The organism is Clostridium sp. MCC353, from assembly GCF_018785315.1.
Lineage (GTDB): Bacteria > Bacillota > Clostridia > Lachnospirales > Lachnospiraceae > CHH4-2.
Window position 1 is genome coordinate 34,066 of record NZ_WQPN01000067.1, and the last position, 18,764, is coordinate 52,829.

General features: G+C 46.7%; 21 protein-coding genes and 1 tRNA gene. 19 read left to right on the top strand and 3 right to left on the bottom strand.

Translation table 11 applies throughout. From position 1 onward, the window contains the following. The first annotated feature begins 46 nt into the window (after positions 1–46). The 8 genes from GPL15_RS13655 to GPL15_RS13690 all read left to right on the top strand — a co-directional run bounded on the left by GPL15_RS13655 (position 47) and on the right by GPL15_RS13690 (position 6,598). A complete protein-coding gene (locus tag GPL15_RS13655) occupies positions 47–1,024 on the top strand; it encodes a transglutaminase-like domain-containing protein (RefSeq protein ID WP_215699233.1) in 978 nt (325 codons plus the stop codon). 181 nt (positions 1,025–1,205) lie between these two features. Beyond that, on the top strand, positions 1,206–2,258 hold the full coding sequence (locus tag GPL15_RS13660; protein ID WP_215699234.1) for a type II secretion system F family protein: 1,053 nt from the start codon (positions 1,206–1,208) through the stop codon (positions 2,256–2,258). Positions 2,259–2,272: 14 nt separating this feature from the next. After that, positions 2,273–2,623 carry a hypothetical protein gene (locus tag GPL15_RS13665; RefSeq protein ID WP_215699235.1) on the top strand — a complete coding sequence of 117 codons (351 nt, stop codon included), beginning with the start codon at positions 2,273–2,275 and terminating at the stop codon, positions 2,621–2,623. Beyond that, the gene (locus tag GPL15_RS13670) at positions 2,613–3,104 is read left to right on the top strand and encodes a DUF4860 domain-containing protein (RefSeq protein ID WP_215699236.1); all 492 of its coding nucleotides are present in this window, start codon (positions 2,613–2,615) and stop codon (positions 3,102–3,104) included. The genes GPL15_RS13665 and GPL15_RS13670 overlap by 11 nt, the downstream gene beginning before the upstream one ends. Then, complete coding sequence (locus GPL15_RS27500; RefSeq protein ID WP_252198408.1) at positions 3,097–3,546, top strand: hypothetical protein; 450 nt, start codon at positions 3,097–3,099, stop codon at positions 3,544–3,546. The genes GPL15_RS13670 and GPL15_RS27500 overlap by 8 nt, the downstream gene beginning before the upstream one ends. Further along, complete coding sequence (locus tag GPL15_RS13680; protein ID WP_215699237.1) at positions 3,543–3,992, top strand: hypothetical protein; 450 nt, start codon at positions 3,543–3,545, stop codon at positions 3,990–3,992. Before GPL15_RS27500 ends, GPL15_RS13680 begins: the two co-directional genes overlap by 4 nt. A 28-nt stretch (positions 3,993–4,020) precedes the next feature. After that, the gene (locus GPL15_RS13685) at positions 4,021–5,085 is read left to right on the top strand and encodes a PilT/PilU family type 4a pilus ATPase (protein ID WP_215699238.1); all 1,065 of its coding nucleotides are present in this window, start codon (positions 4,021–4,023) and stop codon (positions 5,083–5,085) included. Positions 5,086–5,107: 22 nt separating this feature from the next. Further along, positions 5,108–6,598: a substrate-binding domain-containing protein gene (locus GPL15_RS13690; protein WP_215699239.1), complete on the top strand. Its 1,491-nt coding sequence runs from the start codon at positions 5,108–5,110 to the stop codon at positions 6,596–6,598. Positions 6,599–6,685: 87 nt separating this feature from the next. Here GPL15_RS13690 and GPL15_RS13695 read toward each other — a convergent pair whose 3' ends face one another. Beyond that, complete coding sequence (locus GPL15_RS13695) at positions 6,686–7,705, bottom strand: DUF4397 domain-containing protein (protein WP_215699240.1); 1,020 nt, start codon at positions 7,703–7,705, stop codon at positions 6,686–6,688. Between the two features lie 152 nt (positions 7,706–7,857). On the opposite strand from GPL15_RS13695, the gene GPL15_RS13700 reads away from it, so the two are divergent. The 6 genes from GPL15_RS13700 to GPL15_RS13725 all read left to right on the top strand — a co-directional run bounded on the left by GPL15_RS13700 (position 7,858) and on the right by GPL15_RS13725 (position 12,238). After that, positions 7,858–7,930 (top strand) — tRNA-Thr (locus GPL15_RS13700). Between the two features lie 101 nt (positions 7,931–8,031). After that, complete coding sequence (locus tag GPL15_RS13705; RefSeq protein ID WP_215699241.1) at positions 8,032–8,613, top strand: heavy metal-binding domain-containing protein; 582 nt, start codon at positions 8,032–8,034, stop codon at positions 8,611–8,613. Continuing rightward, a complete protein-coding gene (locus GPL15_RS13710; RefSeq protein ID WP_215699263.1) occupies positions 8,606–8,878 on the top strand; it encodes a hypothetical protein in 273 nt (90 codons plus the stop codon). The genes GPL15_RS13705 and GPL15_RS13710 overlap by 8 nt, the downstream gene beginning before the upstream one ends. A 358-nt stretch (positions 8,879–9,236) precedes the next feature. After that, positions 9,237–10,196, top strand: a complete 960-nt coding sequence (locus GPL15_RS13715) for a uroporphyrinogen decarboxylase family protein (RefSeq protein ID WP_215699242.1) — start codon at positions 9,237–9,239, stop codon at positions 10,194–10,196. 170 nt (positions 10,197–10,366) lie between these two features. Further along, positions 10,367–11,473, top strand: coding sequence for an ABC transporter substrate-binding protein (locus tag GPL15_RS13720; RefSeq protein WP_215699243.1), 1,107 nt, complete (start codon positions 10,367–10,369; stop codon positions 11,471–11,473). A 237-nt stretch (positions 11,474–11,710) separates the two neighbouring features. Continuing rightward, on the top strand, positions 11,711–12,238 hold the full coding sequence (locus GPL15_RS13725; RefSeq protein WP_215699244.1) for a GNAT family N-acetyltransferase: 528 nt from the start codon (positions 11,711–11,713) through the stop codon (positions 12,236–12,238). Positions 12,239–12,417: 179 nt separating this feature from the next. Here GPL15_RS13725 and GPL15_RS13730 read toward each other — a convergent pair whose 3' ends face one another. Continuing rightward, entirely contained in the window at positions 12,418–13,365 is a 948-nt protein-coding gene (locus GPL15_RS13730; RefSeq protein WP_215699245.1) for an L-lactate dehydrogenase, read from the bottom strand. 149 nt (positions 13,366–13,514) lie between these two features. On the opposite strand from GPL15_RS13730, the gene GPL15_RS13735 reads away from it, so the two are divergent. Genes GPL15_RS13735 through GPL15_RS13745 form a run of 3 tightly spaced genes read left to right on the top strand, consistent with a single transcriptional unit; the run spans position 13,515 to position 17,487 of the window. Further along, the gene (locus GPL15_RS13735; RefSeq protein WP_215699246.1) at positions 13,515–15,191 is read left to right on the top strand and encodes a glutamine--tRNA ligase/YqeY domain fusion protein; all 1,677 of its coding nucleotides are present in this window, start codon (positions 13,515–13,517) and stop codon (positions 15,189–15,191) included. A gap of 58 nt (positions 15,192–15,249) precedes the next feature. Further along, entirely contained in the window at positions 15,250–16,656 is a 1,407-nt protein-coding gene (locus tag GPL15_RS13740) for a PLP-dependent aminotransferase family protein (protein WP_215699247.1), read from the top strand. 18 nt (positions 16,657–16,674) lie between these two features. After that, positions 16,675–17,487: a hypothetical protein gene (locus GPL15_RS13745; protein ID WP_215699248.1), complete on the top strand. Its 813-nt coding sequence runs from the start codon at positions 16,675–16,677 to the stop codon at positions 17,485–17,487. Positions 17,488–17,519: 32 nt separating this feature from the next. On the opposite strand, the gene GPL15_RS27505 is transcribed toward GPL15_RS13745, so the two are convergent. Further along, positions 17,520–17,900, bottom strand: coding sequence for a hypothetical protein (locus GPL15_RS27505; RefSeq protein WP_252198410.1), 381 nt, complete (start codon positions 17,898–17,900; stop codon positions 17,520–17,522). Between the two features lie 204 nt (positions 17,901–18,104). Here GPL15_RS27505 and GPL15_RS13755 point away from each other — a divergent pair, with 204 nt between their 5' ends. Together GPL15_RS13755 and GPL15_RS13760 are read left to right on the top strand one after the other, a co-directional pair. Next, entirely contained in the window at positions 18,105–18,326 is a 222-nt protein-coding gene (locus GPL15_RS13755) for a hypothetical protein (RefSeq protein WP_215699249.1), read from the top strand. A gap of 132 nt (positions 18,327–18,458) precedes the next feature. After that, complete coding sequence (locus GPL15_RS13760; RefSeq protein WP_215699250.1) at positions 18,459–18,743, top strand: co-chaperone GroES; 285 nt, start codon at positions 18,459–18,461, stop codon at positions 18,741–18,743. Positions 18,744–18,764: the final 21 nt, after the last annotated feature.

Sequence of the window (18,764 nt, forward strand, 5' to 3'; positions counted from 1 at the left end):
CTATAATGTAACTGTAACTGGAAAAAGATACGGAGGTTCAGATATTATGAAGAGAAGAAATATAGCCGCCGGAATTCTGGCCGTGGCGCTTGCAGCAGGATTAACTGCATGTTCTTCTGCCCGGGATGGATCAGGACAGAGCAGCGCGGCGGAAACAACCGCTGTTTTAGCCATCATAGAAGATAACCAGATTCCTTTATATGAGAAGCCGGAAAGCAGCAATGTGCGCCAGCCTCAGGCTTCGGGAACGGTCGTCTATGATAACGGCAAAGTTCTCCTGGATGCGTCCAATTCCAGCCAGGGCTACGTGATGGTGAAGTACAGCGGAAGCAACAGCAAGATCAAAGTGCAGATCACAAAAAGCGGCAAAGAAACCTATACCTATGACCTGAATGCCAGGAATGATTATGAGGTGTTCCCGCTATCGGAGGGAAACGGTTCCTATTCCGTAAAGGTATTTGAGAACCTTACGGGAAACCAGTATTCACAAGCGTTCAGCCAGGATATATCAGTCACAATAACGGATGAGTTCGCTCCATTTTTGTATCCCAACCAATATGTGAATTTCAACAGCGGCAGTACGGTGGTACAGACCGGTTCCCAGATTGCGGCGGGGATCAGCGATCCCATAGAAGTGGTTACGGCGATTTATAATTATGTGATTACGAATCTGACCTATGACACGGCAAAGGCCTCCAGCGTGAAATCCGGCTATCTGCCCAATGTGGATACGGTGCTGGCCCAGAAGACGGGAATCTGCTTTGATTACGCGGCGGTCATGACCGCGATGCTGCGTTCCCAGAACATACCGACAAAACTGGTGGTGGGATATACGGGAAGCGTATATCACGCATGGGTCAACGTTTATATTGACAATGTGGGCTGGGTTGACGGCATGATCTTTTTTGACGGACATGACTGGCAGCTTATGGATCCCACCTTCGCCTCCTCTGCAAAACAGAGCAAGGAGATCATGGAATATATTGGCAATGCGTCGAACTACCAGGCTAAATTCTTATATTAAACCAAAACAGGCAGGACTGCTTCGGAAACGGGGCGGTCCTGTTTTTAGTTCTCCCATGGCCGGAGAACACCGGCGCGCGCCATTTTTTATGTTATGGGATAATTTCGTTTCATTGGCGTATTTACTTCCAACAGCAGAAATAGTATACTTAGTAACAGTTGACAGGAAGGAGATTTTAGCGATGGCGAATAAAATAGGGCGCAAATACTCATATGAAGAATTATCGGCATTCTGCCTTCAGATATCATTGCTGCTCAGTTCCGCGATCCCTTTAGACGAAGGGCTTTCTATTATGGCGGAGGATGCGGCGACACAGGCTGAAAAGGATATGCTGCTTTATATATCAGAAGAAGTGGAACTGGGAGAACCTTTTGCAGAGGCATTGGAAAAAACGGAGGCATTTCCGCCGTATGTGGTCAGAATGGCCAGGCTGGGACAGCAGACGGGAACGCTGGATCAGATCATGGAATCCTTGTCAATTTATTATGAGAAGGAAAATGCGCTGCTCAGAAGCATCCGCAATGCGGTGACCTATCCTGTGATCATGGTATTCATGCTTTTGGTAGTGCTGTTTGTGCTGTTCATAAAGGTCATGCCCATTTTTGAAGATGTGTATGCGCAGCTTGGAGCGCAGATTTCACCGGTGTCTAAGTCGGCGATCCGGCTGGGAGGCGTGTTCAGCGGCGCGGCTCTGGCAGTTTCCTGTGTGCTGGCCGTGGTCGTGGCGGTAATCTGGACTGCTTCGAAATTCGGGAAGAAGTTCCATGTGGTTGAATCATTTATGGACAATATGAAGCGAAGGAGCAAAATCGCCCTTGCGGTGGCAAACCGGAGGTTTACCTCTGTCCTGGCGCTGACCTTAAAGAGCGGGATGGAGCTGGAAAAGGGCATGGGGCTCGCCCAGTCCCTGGTGGAAAACGGCAGGGTTGAGGAACAGATCCGCAAATGCGGGGAAGACCTGGAAGACGGCGTCAGCTATTATGACGCCATGAAAAAGACGGGATTGTTCAGCGGTTTCCATATTCAGATGATAAAGGTCGGCAGCCGGAGCGGACGTCTGGATACGGTCATGGAGGAAATTTCAAAGGACTATGAGCAGCAGGCGGACACGGCCATTGACAATATGATTGCCAGATTTGAGCCTACGGTGGTGGCGGTGCTGGCTGTTTCGGTGGGGCTTATTCTCTTGTCCGTAATGCTGCCTTTAGTGGGCGTGCTTTCGGCAATCGGCTGATGTGAGGTACTTATATGGCAGATAAGAAAAAAGGAAAGAGATCAATTGCGGGTGTCCTGTTTTCCATATTGATGTTTGCCGCCGTGCTGTGGATTTTCTGGATGGGCGTTTCGTTCTTTTCCGCGAAGGCGGATGTAGAAGGGGCGGAAACCCTGAGACGGGGAATCAGCAGGGCTTCGGTGCAGTGTTATGCCATTGAAGGGCGGTACCCGCCCAGCGTGGCCTATCTGGAAGACAATTATGGGATTCAGATTGACGAGAGCCGCTACAATGTATTTTACAGCGGTTTTGCGTCCAATATTATGCCGGAAATAACCGTAGTTCCGGTAAAAAAAGAATCAGGAGGCGGCTGGAATGGGAAATAAATCCGTACAAAAAGGCCAGACCATGAATACGCTTTTTACCATGCTCCTTTTTCTGGTTTTTGTGTTATGCGCCCTGTTTACCGTATTGATCGGCGGCAAGGTGTATGAGAATATTACGGCCCGTATGGAGGAGAATTATACCGGAAGTACGGCCCTTAATTATGTTGCCAATAAGGTGCGCCAGGGGGATACCTATGGCGGAGTCCGGGTAAAAGAGGTGGACGGGACATCGGTGCTGGAACTTTCACAGGAGATTAACGGCGAGACCTATGTAACCATGATCTATTATATGGATGGAAGCATCCGTGAATTGTTTACGGATACCCAGAGCGGGCTGGGGTTGTCGGACGGCCTGGAGATCATAGACTGTGACGGACTGGAGCTGAAACAGGAAGGGCGCCTGATAACGGTTGAAACAACAGGTGAAGGCGGCAGCCGCCTGATATTATCCCTTAGAAGCGGAGGCGGCAGAAATGAGTAAAAAAAGAGAAACTCCATCGGGAATGTTTATGATGGAGATGATTATGGTAGTATTTTTCTTTATTTTGTGTGCCAGCACCTGTATTCTGGTATTTGTGAAGGCCAATAACATGAGCCGTCAGGCCAAGGATTTAAATCAAAGCGTGCTGGCGGCGGAAAGCATTGCCGAGGTATGGAAAGCGGAAGGGGAAGAGGGCCTGACTGAAACGCTGGGCGCCCAGGCCCATACCGGCGCCGGAGAAAGGCAGTACGGCATGTTTTGGGACCGTGATTGGAATCCGCTTTCTGAAAAAGCAGGCGCTGCCTATCTGGCGGATATTACGGTATCGGATCGGGACAGGATGTCCTATGCTGAAGTGGTGATTTCAAGAACTGAGGACAACCGTGTGGTATTCAGTTTAGAGACGCAGAAATACAGTCAGACGGTGAGGGGAGACAGATGAAAGGAAGAATGAATATCGGAAGCACCTCTCTGATCCTGATTTTTATTGTGCTCTGTCTGGCAACTTTCGGGCTGCTGTCTTTGAGCAGTGCAAAAGGGGACTGGAATCTGGCCCAGAAAGGGGCGGCATCGGCCCTGATTTATTACCAGGCGGACAGGGAAGGTGAAAACTTTTTGGAAATGGCAGATAAAAAGCTTCAGGAAGCATTTTTATCTGCCGGAAGCGGAGATGTTGAAACCGCTTTAGAAGTCGCTCTTGGGGATTATTACAGAAAAGAAACCGGCACGGTTGAAACGGATATCCCCATGGAATACGGCCAGGTTTTACACATTGAACTCAGGATCAATGAAGGGGGAAGCACCCTGTTTGAGATTTCGGAATGGAAAGTATTTAATCAGGATGAGTACGAAATCGACGATTCCATGCCGGTTTGGACCGGAGTATGAATGAAACAGTTGAGAGGAAAGACAGTATATGAATGTTGAAGAATTACTGAGCCTTGCGGTTCAAAAGAAAGCCGGAGATATCTTTTTAATCCCAGGTATGCCGTTTTCTTATAAGATCGGCGGGCGGATTATTTATCAGGGGGATGAAAAGCTCTATCCGGACCAGATGGAAAAGATGATAACTGAGCTTTACCATATTGCGGGAGACAGGAATATGGAGAAGGTGAGAACCCATGGGGATGATGATTTTTCCTTTGCCATTCCCAAGGTTTCCAGGTTCCGCGCCAATGTGTTCCGTCAGAGGGGGTCCCTGGCTGCCGTAATCAGGGTGGTGACATTTGACCTGCCTAATTTTGAGGAACTGCACCTGCCCAAAAACATTGTGGATATCGCCAGGCTGACCAAAGGCTTTGTGCTGGTGACCGGACCGGCCGGAAGCGGAAAAAGCACTACTCTGGCCTGTATAATAGATGAAATCAACCGCACCAGAAATGCCCATGTAATCACTCTGGAAGACCCCATCGAGTATCTTCACCGCCATAATAAGAGTGTTGTAACCCAGAGGGAAATTGCCACGGACACGGACAGCTATGTTTCCGGACTGCGGGCGGCTTTAAGGCAGGCCCCTGATGTAATTCTGGTGGGAGAAATGCGTGATTATGAAACCATAAAGACAGCTATGACAGCGGCGGAAACGGGCCATTTGGTGATCTCAACCCTTCATACGGTGGGAGCTGCCAATACCATTGACCGTATCATCGATAATTTCCCGCCCAACCAGCAGCAGCAGATCAGAATTCAGATATCCATGGTCATGCAGGCGGTCATATCCCAGCAGCTGATTCCTACTGTTGACGGAGGCGTTTATCCGGCATTTGAAATCATGTTTTTCAACAATGCCATCCGCAACATGGTCCGGGAATCCAAAATCCATCAGATTGACAGCGTGATTTCCACTTCCCAGGCTGAGGGCATGATCTCCATGGATACCAGTCTCATGAACCTGTACAGGCAGGGGATCATATCCAAGGAAAACGCGGTGATCTACAGCAATAACAGTGAGTTAATGGAAAAGAAGCTGAACCGTCAGTAGAAGCAGAAGGTGTGAGGTCGGGATGAAAAAATGCAGAAAGTGGCTGGCGGCCCTGGGAATGATTCTGGCGCTCCTCTCAGCATCGGCATGCGGCGGGGAGAAGAAGGTGCAGGACATTAGCCAGGAGGAAGGTTCCACTAAGGAAGCGCCGGGGCCTCAATTGAAGATAGGCGTCTGTATTTATAATTTTGATGATAAATTCATGTCCCAGTACAGGGATGAGATAGAAAAATACCTTTCAGAAGTTTATAATGCGGAAGTTTTGACCGTAAACGGAAGAGGGAGCCAGGAAGAGCAGAACCGGCAGATCGATCAATTTTTAGAGCAGGGATATGACGGACTGATTGTGAATGTGATTCAGGCGGATCAGGCGGAAGAGCTGGTGAATAAATGCAGCGGCGCCCAGGTTCCGGTTGTGTTCATCAACCGGGCGCCCAAGGAGGAAGAAATCAGGCGCTGGAAAGATGAAAATATAGCAGCGTCCTATGTGGGAACGGACGCCAGACAGTCCGGGACTTATCAGGGGGAGATCATACTGGAAACTCCGAATAAAGGGGACTTTAACGGGGATGGTAAGATCAGCTATGTGATGATAACCGGCGCAGATGACAATTTGGACGCTGAATACAGAACGGAATATTCCATAAAGGCGCTGGAAGACGCCGGGATTAAGACCAAATGCCTGACCAAACGCAGCGGCAGCTGGAACCAGAAGGAAGGATACCAGCTTGTATCCAACGCTCTTTTCCAATATGGAAGAGAAATTGAAGTTGTTTTTTGCAACAACGATGCCATGGCTAACGGCGCCAGAAGCGCAATTTTGGAAGCAGGGAGAACCGTTGGAGACGATATCTGCCTGGTAGGTGTGGATGCGCTGCGGGATACGGTGGGATATGTTGAAGAGGGGACCGTTACCGGAACCGTCTTCAATGACTATGCCACCCAGGCCCACACGGCAGCGGATGCGGTGGTTAAGATGATCCGGGGCGAAAAGACTGATAAAGAGTATACGGTAGATTATATAAAGGTAGTGGGTGACCTGACCAATAAAATCATCGGTTTCTGCGTCCCCAAAACAAAAGAGGATGAAGAACTGAAGTACAGGGAAGAGATAAAGGAACGGCTGGAACAGGACTATAACGCAAAAGTGTTGATGGCAGAGGTAGAAGGCGACTGGGACAGCATGGTAAAAGAGATCAACACCTTTTCCGATCTGAAGGTGAATGCCCTGATCATCGACATGTCTGAAGTTACAGATTCGAAAAAAGTGGAAAAAAAGTGCAGAGAGGCGGGATTATCTGCTCTGCTTCTCAATACGCCTGAGGAAACAGAAGAGCCGGCGGAATCTGATTTGGAGGTAAAAGCCGGAGAGGGTGAGGACAGCGCTGAAAAGAACTTTGAAGAAACGCGGACAGTTGAGGAAGACAGGGCCGTTTCTGCCGGACTGGCCGCAGACGAGGCGGTCAGACTTGCCAAAAAGCAGTACTGGTCTGTGACTTACCAGGATAAATGACAACAGATTTATGACAACAGAATTCATGTAACCGGGGTGCGGAGAAAAAGCCGCACCCCGGTTACATTTCTTTTAATCAGCTATTATCTAATCTTCAACAGTCATAACGCGGAACGAGTTATCAGACCAGGTATTGCCAATAATGTAAGAGGTATAATTCCTGCCTGCCTGAATGTCCACATAGAAGGACACCAACGGCTGGCTGGTCATATTGGAACCTGCGATTGCGCCTATCACGATGATCGGAAGCTCCCGGATAACGGAGAAGCTGTTGGCCCTTGTCAGGTAGAACTGATAGGAACCGGCCACAGCCTGTTTATAAGAGGTAACTTCCTGGAAACCGATGTTTCGGAAGACGGTTTCTCCCCCGTATAATTTGAGGTCATAATTGGAACCGGCGTAGGACATATTGGCGATCCGGTAGCACCCTGAATTATAAGGGACATTTCTGCATCCGGCGCTGGGAACCCGGATCATGTTGAGGCCGCCGGAACCGGAATCCACCAGTACCATGGTCACCTTTTCACCGGAAACGAACGGGAATGTCTGCTGCAGAAGAATGGAGCGCATTCCGGTTGCGCGGCGCACCGTAACCGTATGGAAACCATCGCTGACCCAGTCATAATTGCTGACGGTGGCAAACCGGGAGTTGACAGCGTAAGGTTCATTATCAATAGAAATATTCACCGGGAATGAATTGGTGGACGCGTTCAGGAAGCGGACCTGGGCATAGTACTGCGCAGGCGGGTTAATAGGAAAGTCGGGCCAGGAAGGCTGCGGTCTTCCCGGAGATACAGGGCCTCCTTCGCCTGGGTTAGGAAGCGGCGCCACCGGTATGTTGCTTCCGTCGCCGGGGGCCACGGGGCCGCCTTCACCGGGGTTAGGGAGCGGAACAACCGGTATGTTGCTGCCATCGCCGGAATCCACGGGGCCTCCTTCGCCTGGATTAGGGAGTGGAGCCACAGGGGTATTTTCGTTTGTATTGCCGGGCCAAACCGGAGCGCCTCCTTCCGGCGCTACCGGAGTGGTAAGCCCGTAGTCATTGTTAGCAGCGGGGGCAGTTCCGTTGCTGCCGCCGTTATTTGCAGTCATATCATTTTCAGCCATAATTGCCTCTTTATCTTTTTTACTTTAACTTATGAGCGCAGAAAATAATCTGTGAGCGAAAGATGGGAAAAAATAATATAAAATATATTTTATCTGTTGACAAATGCAGATTCTCATGATAATATATCTAAGGCTTAACCAAGCCGTGAAACGCTGCTGTGGCTCAGTCGGTAGAGCGTCGCATTGGTAGTGCGGAGGTCACGGGTCCGATTCCCGTCAGCAGCTGATACCCCTAGTAAATTCTAGGGGTTTTTTTGTGTTATATGTTACGATGTATCTGTTGTTTGGCAGAAATGCCGTGGGAATTATATGTAGAAGGGGATGTTATGGCTGGTAAATGTTGTCTGTGTGGAAGAGAATTTAATTTTATCTCTGCTGAATTTCCGATTTCCGAAAGTGAACTGCCTGGTAAAAAAATATGCGATGACTGTAACAGACTGTTAAATAACCTGAAAATTCCTGCAAAGATGGACGATAAGGAGAACTTTCCCATATATAAGGAGCGGCTTCAGAAGTATCTTGACAGAGTAACCGATTACAGTGTAGGCGAATTTTGTAATAAGCTATTGATTAAAGCGGACTATCAGTGGAGGCTGCTGGCTGATTTAGACGACCGGATCAGGAACCATCTTTTAATAACAACGGCTGATGTAAAGAATTATAAAATCGTCAAGTATAATGGAATTGTGATCGGAGAAGAAGTTCTATACCCGGATGTGATAAATGATTATCCGAAAAGGTTAAAAGCGGCGAGAGTATCCGCGTTCAACAAAATGATTCAGGAATCGGTACGTTTGGGGGGAAACGCTATAATAGGAGTTGACCTTAAATATACGCCTTTTACTCCCAGTATATTTGCAGCAGTTGCCAGCGGCACATCGGTTATACTGGAAGAAGACCGTGAGTAACGCGGACCCGTTTTATTTTTATTATACATATAAACAAAACTGTAAGATGGGACGTTATAAAATTTCTAAAATTGCGGATACTACCATTGAGGTGATAACGATGAAACAAGAAAAGCAGGGAAAACAGGAATCCACAAAGGAACTGGAAGAACAAGCCAAGAAGGTGGAGACATTTAACCCATATTGGCATAACGGCGAATTTTTAGGGCCGAATACATTCAGACAGGAAAAGCATACAAATGTATATGGAGAAGAGGAGTCCTAAAGGCTTCTCTTTTTTGTACAGAAACATGAGGCGGTTTTTTGGATTAATTTTACATTTATGGAAAACGATAACTATAAAATACATATCTAAATGCATAAAAAATATTAAAAATATAAAGAAAATATAGAATAATATACTAAAAAACTTGACAAATATGATTGGATGATTTAATCTTTATATATAAATAATAGAAAACGTTTGCTATATGCGGAGAATGAAATGAATCTTAAAACCAGGCGTACAGATATAGAAAACGTTTTCTATACTGCAAATTCTTACTGACGGATGCTTTGCGGAGGAGGGAGTGAGCGGTGGAATCTGGCTGTTTTATAATTACTGAAAGAGGGGGGAGGACCAAATGACAGTAACGCCGAGGGAAAAGTTTATTAAAGCTTTACGTTGTCAGCCAATTGAGGGGCATGTACCTCATTTTGAACTTGTATTTTTTCCTGTTATGGAATCCATAGGAAAAGTGCACCCAAAATACCGGAATTATTATCAATGGGATCAAATGTCTAAAAACGAGCGCAGGATGCATTTAACCGACATGGCTGATACCTACATTAAAATTGCTGAAAAGTATAACCACAGCGCAATTCATGTCCATCCGAGAAATGCGGGCGCTGAAGCTGCTGTGGAATTATTGGAAACAATCCGGGAACTTTCGGGTGACCGGTACTTTTTAATGGTACATGGCGACCCTACGCCTGGAATCCCGGATGGTGATTCCATGATGGATTTTTCTGTACAGATGTATGAAGAACCGGAAGCAATCCATTCAAAAACCCATCAAATGATGGAACACTATAAAACATTTGCGGAAAAACTATCACAACATAAAGGATTGCTGGATGGATTCATCCTATGCTCTGATTACTGCTTTAACCAAAATCCATTTTTTACCACAGATCAGTTTGATGAATTCATAGGCCCCTATCTGAAAGAAATAATCGAATTTTATCATGAGCTGGGCTTTTATGCGATTAAACACACGGATGGCAATATCATGCCCATTTTAAAACGTCTGACAGACTGCGGACCGGACGCATTGCACTCCATTGATCCCCAGGGAGGCGTCAGTCTGAAAGCGGTAAAGGAGGTGTGTAAGGGAAAAATCTGCCTGATCGGCAATGTGAACTGCGGCCTTCTCCAGACAGGGAGCGAACAAGAGGTTACGGAAGAGGTTCGCCGCTGTTTAAAAGAGGGGATGCCGGATTATGGTTATATATTCTCCACCTCCAACAGCATTTATGCCGGTCTTGATTTAAAACGTTATGAATTGATGAACCGCATTTGGAGAGAAGAGGGGATTTACTGATGCGGGAATGATCTGCCTTTGAAAACAAGAAGTTTGTGTGAAAAATAATCTTGATGGCTTATTTTTTACACCCCAATGTAAGCCGGGGCCGCAAATTTGAATCGCAGCTCAGAAGCTGAAGTTCGCAGCGGTTATCTGTGAAAAAATGCTCCGGTATGGAGGGATTTTACATGAAAAAACAAATGATGTTATCGTTTATGATGAGCATGGCTTTAATTGTGACGGCAGGATGCAGTTCTTCCGTCCCGAAGGAAAGCGAAAAAGATAAAAATATCTCACCGACAAGTCAGGATGCTTCAAAGGACACGAAAGAAGAAAACAGCGGGAATCCCGGTGGGAATAAAGGAGCAAAAAAAATTAAGATTGCCTATCATCCGCATGTAGTAGGAGTGGGCGGGCTTTTGAACGCAATCGATAATGGGTATTTTGAAGAAGAGAATTTGGAAGTTGAACTGGTTCAGTTTACTTCAGGAGCCACAGAACTGGCGGCTATGGCGTCAGGAGACATAGATATCGGTTATCTTGGAGTTGGCGCGCATGTATTCGCTCCTCAGGGACAATGCTCCATCATTGCCCTGGACAGCACGGATCTGAGCGGAGAAATACTTGTGAGAGCAGACAGCGGATATCAGAATATGACAGACCTCATGGGGAAAAATGTGGGGATATCCGCCGGAACCACATCGGAATTAGTTTTATCCATGGCGCTGAAACTAAATAATATGAAGAAAACCGACGTTAATATGATCAATATGGATGCCTCCGGCAAGGTTACGGCATTTATGACAGGGCAGATTGACGCGATTTCAATTGAAGTGCCATATACGGATCAAATCCGAAAGGATATGGGGAATGAAAATGTGATAACCATAAGCGGTTCAAAAGATTTTCTGCCGGAGGCAGTTTTTACGAACAGCTGGGTGACTACTAATAAATTTTTGGAAAAAAATGAGGATGTGGTAGTCCGTTTCCTTAAAGCATGGCTGCGGGGCACAGATGAGCGCAATAATAATATGGAAAAAACCGTTCAAAAAGTAGCTGATTACATAAATACGGACTATGATGTAGCATTTATGGTAACGGAAAAAACAAATTGGATTAGTATTGAAGATATGAAAAAACTGGAAGAGGATGGAACCATGCTTTCCTGGTATCAAACCATGAACGATATGTTTCTGGATGCAGGGCTTTTGGACCAACAGTATGATATCGCGCCGGAGGAGTATGTAAAATTACAGTATTTAAAACAGGCCCTTGATGAAATCGGGGTAGATTAGCTTTAGAAGTCAGGATAAAAGGGCGGCTATTTCTTTTTCCGCCCTTTTTCCGTAAATGCATTCCAGAGATTGACACAGACTTCTCCGAGACTCAATAAAAAATCTAAAAAATCAGCCATAAAATCACCTCACCTAATTATAGCATAATAATATATATTTATAAAATTAAATATGTTATAATTTACAAATTAATATCATGATATGGCTGAAAACACAGCCGGGAAGGAGAGCGGTTTTATGGACGAATTAGAGCTTGTCAAGCCTTTGGAGGCACATAAGCAGGCGGCAGAGGAGATGAAACAGGAGTTTTTTGACAACGGTGAACCTGTGATAAACGGAAGCGCCCTGTTTGACCAGATGGAGTATTCAAAATGGCTGGAGCAGATCAGGCTGAACAGTGATCCGCAGACGGTCAGTGAAAGCTGGGTTCCGGCTTCCACCTTTTTTGCGGTGAGGAAAGGTGACGGCAGGATTGTTGGAATGATCGATATCCGCCATACTATCGAACATGAATTTCTAACCCGGTATGGGGGCCATATCGGCTATGCGGTGAGACCCCGGGAGCGCCGGAAAGGGTATGCATCAGAGATGCTCAGGCTGGCGCTGGAGTATGCAAAGGGTATCGGGCTTTCCAAGGTCATGCTGGGCTGCTACCAGGATAATGAGGCATCCAAAAGAACCATTGAACATAGCGGGGGCCGGCTGGCGGAGACAAAACCATATCCGGATGGCAGGCCGGTTAATATATATTGGATTGCATTGTAAGCCGGGAGGGAAAAGGCCGGGGTGGGCCTTACCATTTCTGTTTCATGTAAATGAAAATCAGTATTATTTAAGAACAAAGCCGATTTGATGCGCGGATTGGGAAAGACGGCTATGAGGCCGGATGGGGCCGCCTTTTCCTAAGTTATGCCCATCTGCCGGCTTTGTCTTTTCTTAGCTTCCTAAAAAATCTGGCTGAAACTGTCCCTCAGAGTGCAGCAGGACTGATCCAGTTTTTTGAGCTCCTCGTCTGACAGCGAAAGCTTTAAAATTCTCTGAATCCCATTTTGATTGATGATACAGGGAACTCCGGTAAATACATCGGTCTGTCCGTATTCCCCGCAGAGCAGGGCGGATACGGTCAAAACGCTGTTTTCATCGCCCAGGATCGCCTTTGTGATTCTGGTTAAAGCCATGCCGATGCCGTAATAGGTAGCTTTTTTGGCCTCAATAATTTTATAGGCAGCCCCTCGTACCTCATCGGAAATTGTTTCCAGGTCTTCGGTCTTACAGTTATTCTGCTCATCTCTGCACAGCTCCAAAATGGGCTTGGTGGCCAGCATGGCCTGGCTCCAGGGCACAAATTCGCTGTCCCCGTGTTCACCCATCACATAAGCATGGACATTTCTCGGATCGACTTTCAGGTAATCCCCCAGCAGATAGCGCAGTCTGGCCGTGTCGAGGGCGGTTCCGCTTCCTAAAACCCTTCTGGGATTAAATCCGGATAAAGTATATACCATCCGGGTCATAATATCTACCGGATTAGTAGCTACCAGAAAGATGCCGTTAAAACCGGAGGACACCACAGGCTCCACGATAGAACGGAATACCACCGCGTTGCGTTTTAAAAGATCCAGCCTGGTTTCACCCGGTTTTTGAGCCACGCCGGCGCTGATCACTACGATATCGCCGTCCCGGCAGTCGCTGTAATCTCCGGCATAGATTCTCATATTGGAACCGGAAAATGCCAGTCCGTGGTTTAAATCCATGGCCTCTCCTTCCGCCCTCTTTTTGTCGATGTCGATCAGCACCAGTTCGTCGCATACATTTTGGTTCAGAAGGGAATAGGCATAACTCATTCCCACCATTCCGGTTCCCACTAAAACTACTTTTCGTTTATCTATTTTCATATTTAGAACTCCTTTCCGGTCTTTTTATTAGTGTATCATCTTTTAGATGAGAACATTCGCATAAAACCCTTTTCTAAATAAAGGAAATATGATATGATTAGCTATTATTAATGATGTCCCAAAGCGGGCAGCAGCAATGGAGGAAAATTATGGAAGAGAATAAAGCGTTAGAAAATGTTTCTAAAAACTTTATTGAACAGGAGATAGATAAGGATCTGGCCGAGGGCGTTTATAACCATGTGCAGACCCGTTTCCCGCCGGAACCCAATGGATATCTGCATATTGGACATGCGAAATCCATCCTTTTAAACTATGGCCTCGCCCAGAAGTACGGCGGCAAATTCAATTTGAGGTTTGACGACACCAATCCGACCAAAGAAAAGGTGGAATTTGTAGAATCCATCAAAGAAGATGTGAAGTGGCTGGGCGCGGACTATGAAGACCGTCTGTTCTTTGCTTCCAATTATTTCCAGCAGATGTATGACTGCGCAGTTTTTCTGATCAAGAAGGGAAAAGCATTTGTCTGCGATCTGACAGCAGAAGAGATCCGTGAATACCGGGGAGATTTTAAAACTCCCGGCAAGGAAAGCCCATACCGCGGACGGAGCGTGGAAGAGAATTTAAAACTGTTTGAAGAGATGAAGGAAGGCAGATATAAGGACGGCGAGAAGGTTCTCCGGGCCAAGATCGATATGGCTTCTCCAAACATCAATATGCGTGATCCGGTCATTTACCGTGTGGCGCATATGAGCCATCACAATACGGGGGACGCCTGGTGCATTTATCCGATGTACGATTTCGCGCATCCCATTGAGGACGCCATTGAGAACATCACACATTCCATCTGTACGTTGGAGTTTGAAGACCACAGGCCGCTTTATGACTGGGTGGTGAAGGAGTGTGAGTTTGAAAATCCTCCCCGCCAGATCGAATTTGCTAAATTATACCTGACCAATGTGGTGACGGGAAAACGCTATATTAAAAAACTGGTGGAAGATAAGATCGTGGACGGCTGGGACGATCCACGCCTTGTATCCATTGCCGCTCTCAGAAGAAGAGGATATACACCGGAAGCGATCCGCATGTTCGTAGACCTGGTGGGCGTTTCCAAGGCCAACAGTTCTGTGGACTACGCAATGCTTGAGTACTGCATCCGGGAAGACTTAAAGTTAAAGAAGCCCAGAATGATGGCTATTTTAAATCCTGTAAAGCTGGTGATTGACAACTATCCGGAAGGGCAGACAGAGGAACTGGAGGTTCCAAACAACCTGGAAAATCCGGAACTGGGCAGCAGAACCGTTCCCTTTGGCAGAGAACTGTATATTGAGCGGGATGATTTTATGGAAGAGCCGGTTAAGAAGTATTTCCGCCTGTTCCCGGGCAATGAAGTCCGCTTGATGAGCGCGTATTTTGTGACCTGCACAGGATGTGAAAAGGATGAAGACGGCAATGTGACCGTGGTGCACTGCACCTATGATCCTGCTACCAAGAGCGGTTCCGGATTTGAGGGACGCAAGGTGAAGGGAACCATCCACTGGGTGGCCGCGGATACGGCGCTGACAGCCGAATGCAGGCTGTATGAGAACATTGTGGATGAGGAGAAGGGAAAACTGAACGAGGACGGCAGCCTGAATTTGAATCCCAATTCCCTGACCATTTTGAAAGAGTGCTATGTGGAGCCGAATTTGGCGGACGTGAAGGCATATGACAGTTTCCAGTTTGTGCGCAACGGATATTTCTGCGTGGACTGCAAAGACAGCGCTCCGGGTCATCTGGTATTCAACCGTATCGTATCGTTAAAGAGTTCATTTAAGATAGCAAAATAAACTTAGTTACTAAGGCGGAGGATGAGAAGTGTGGTCTTCCGCCTTTTTGGAGTCTGAGATGGAATTGATGGTGCCTTTAAAATCTCATACGGATATCCCCTTGTATGAGCAGATTTATGAATATATTAAAGAAGAGATTAAAAATGGGAATTTAAAAGCGATGACCCGCCTTCCGTCTACCCGGGTGCTGGCTGAAAACCTGAAGGTGAGCCGGAGCACATCCCAGATGGCCTATGAACAGCTCCTTTCCGAAGGTTATATAGAGGCGGTTCCATGCAAGGGATATTATGTGGCTAAGATAGAGGAATTGGTGGAGGTGGGAAAAAGCCGGGACGAGGGATTTGTTTTGCAGGAGGAACCGGCGGAAGCGGAGTATCAGGTGGATTTTTCGCCGAGAGGCATTGACCTGGACAGCTTTCCGTTTAATGCATGGAGAAAAATCACTAAGAATACTCTTGTGGATGACAATAAGGCCATGTTCATTGCAGGCGATCCCCAGGGGGAATTGTCCCTCCGGGAAGCGGTGCGGGAGTATCTGCATACGGCCCGGGGGGTGAACTGCAGGCCGGAGCAGATCATTGTGGGTGCGGGAAGCGAGTATCTGCTGATGCTTCTTGCCCAGGTTCTGGGGCCGGACCGGGTGATCGCCATGGAAAATCCCACCTATAAACAGGCCTACCGGGTGTTTAACAGCCTGGGATACCGGGTGCGCCCGGTCAATATGGACAAATACGGCATGAGCCCGGAACTGCTGAGGGAAAGCGGCGCCCAGCTTGCGTATATCATGCCCTCCCATCAATATCCCACCGGAATTGTCATGCCTGTGAAGAGACGGCAGGAACTGCTTCTGTGGGCAGGCCAGAGAGAGGACCGGTATCTGATAGAAGACGACTATGACAGTGAGTTCCGGTATAAGGGAAAGCCCATACCGGCCCTTCAGGGTATGGATACGAGGGAAAAGGTGATCTATATCGGCACATTTTCCAAGTCAATTGCTCCGGCAATCCGTGTCAGCTATATGGTGCTTCCTGGGACCCTGTTAAAAAAATACAAGAAAAAGGCCGGATTTTATGCCTCCACTGTATCCAGGATCGACCAGAATATCTTATACCAGTTTATTGTGGGAGGATATTATGAGCGCCATTTGAACAGGATGAGGGCGGTCTACAAGAATAAGCATGATGCCCTTATGAATGCATTAAAAGGGCTTGAGAAAGACTTTATCGTGAAAGGGGAAAATGCGGGCCTTCATGTTCTGCTCACAAGCAGGGCGGGGGCGGAAGAAGAGGAGCTGGTGAGGAAGGCTGGTGAGGCCGGAGTCCGTGTTTACGGGCTGTCGGGCTATTTTATCCATCCATTTCATAACCATACCCGGTCTACCGTCATTTTAGGTTACGCAAATTTGACGGAGGAACAGATTTGTGATGGAATCGGGCTGCTCAAAAAAGCCTGGGCGGCAGAATAACAGGAGAGGAGGAGGCAGGTGAGAATAAAAAGGTATGCGGTTTTATTGGTCGGTATCCTTGGAGTTGTGTTGCTGACGCTGATCTATTCCGGTCAGGAAAAACACGTTGAACCCGTTACGGAGGCGGAGACAGAACCCCGGACGGCCGCGCCGCCAGAGACACAGCCGGTGAGCATGATTTCTGATGAAGAGCGTTCACTGCTGATTCTTCTGGAAGAACATCTAAAGAATACGGATCTTCCGGCAGCCGCGGCTCTTCTCAATGATAATGAGCAGGCGTTCCGGGATCTTTACTATACAGCTATGGGTGGAAAACCTTATTTCTTTGACGGACAGGAGACTGGATTTGAGGCCAAAGGGGAGGGGATTTGTTTTCAGTCCTACTCCACGGTCTTTTTCGGCAATTTCGGTGAAGAGGGCTTGGACGGTCCCGGCCTGGCCCTTCAGGCGATCCGGCTGGACCACCCCAGATATGACTATTCGGCCGGAAACTGGGAACATGGCCTGCTGAACGGCAAAGGGATTATAGGGTACAGCTATTACGAAGGAATCAATGAAGAAGAGGCCCGGGAGATTAAAAAAGAAGGGACATTTGTCCGTGATCTGATGGACGGCCCGGTCACATACACCAGCGTCAATGCTAAAGGCGTGGAGACGGTCTGGAAATTTACAGCAGAAAACGGAGTTACGGTAATGGATGATAAATGGCAGTACGATCCTGATAAGAAAGAATACCATCTGCCGTCGGAACTGGATGGCAGCAGGATTTACATGCAGGAGGAATCCAGTTTACAGGAAGTGCGCTGGAAAAATATGATACCCTGGAAATAATAACGAGGCGGGAGAGTGATCTCCCCGCCTCGTTATTCTGTAATATCATCTTCAATTGTAGTTTCGTTTTCAGGCTGTTTTACAGTTTCGCTTTCCGGAACGGAAACCGGTTCTTCCGGTATGGACGTAACTTCTGCAGCCGGTTTTTCTGAAATCTCTTCTGTAATTTCCGGTTCTTCCTTTGGAGCCTGCGGCGCAGACCCTTTTTCCGGATTCAGTGACACATAATTGCGGGACATGGTGCTGTCTGCAGGTTCTTCGGAATCCTTATCCTCTTCTCCTTCAAAATCGTGGAAGTCCTCCTCCAGTTCATCGTGAAAAGATTTATATTTTGTAAAATATGAGATACCAGCCGCAACAACTCCGGCAATCGCGGCAAAAGCCACAAATTTACCTAATCCTTTTTTTGCCATATCAATACTCCTTCCTGACATAGATCACTGTATTAATCTATATTGTAATACCAATAAAAGAAAAAATAAAGGTATATAATAAGAAAATTTCTATAAAATATTTCATAGTGTGTCAGAAAATGCATTCCTGCCGTCTGTACGCTCCCGGCTGTGATAGGTTTTCCCTGGTAAATTCTCATATACCGGCCGCTGTATTTGGAGGTTATGACAGGCTGGATGGCTGATCTTCTTGAAGGAAAAAGCAGGCCAGGAAGCATCGGATGTCCATTTGATGGGAAAAATAATGGTGATGGCTTATTTTTACATCAAAATTTGCATCGGAACCACAAAATTGAATTACAGCAGAGAATCTGGAATTTTCAGCACGTGCCTGCACATTGTAAAATTTGTGCATTCAAACGTTCTGGCATGGAGGAGCAAATGTAAAATTTCAAAAAAATTAGCACTCAACTATTGACAGTGCTAACAACACGTGCTATAACATTATTATGTGAAAAAGATATAAAATCTTCCTGAAAAGGAAGGAAAAATAATGAATAGATTGAGGAGGAATTCAACATGAAGTTAGTACCATTATTTGACAGAGTTGTATTAAAACAGTTAGTGGCGGAAGAAACAACCAAATCAGGTATTGTGCTTCCGGGCCAGGCAAAAGAAAAACCACAGCAGGCTGAAGTAATTGCAGTTGGACCAGGCGGAGTTGTGGATGGAAAAGAAATTACCATGCAGGTTAAGGTTGGCGATAAAGTTATCTTCTCCAAGTACTCAGGAACAGAAGTGGAAGTGGAAGAAGAAAAATACGTAGTTGTAAAACAGAACGATATTTTAGCTGTTATCGAGTAATTGTTGGATTTTAACTGAGTA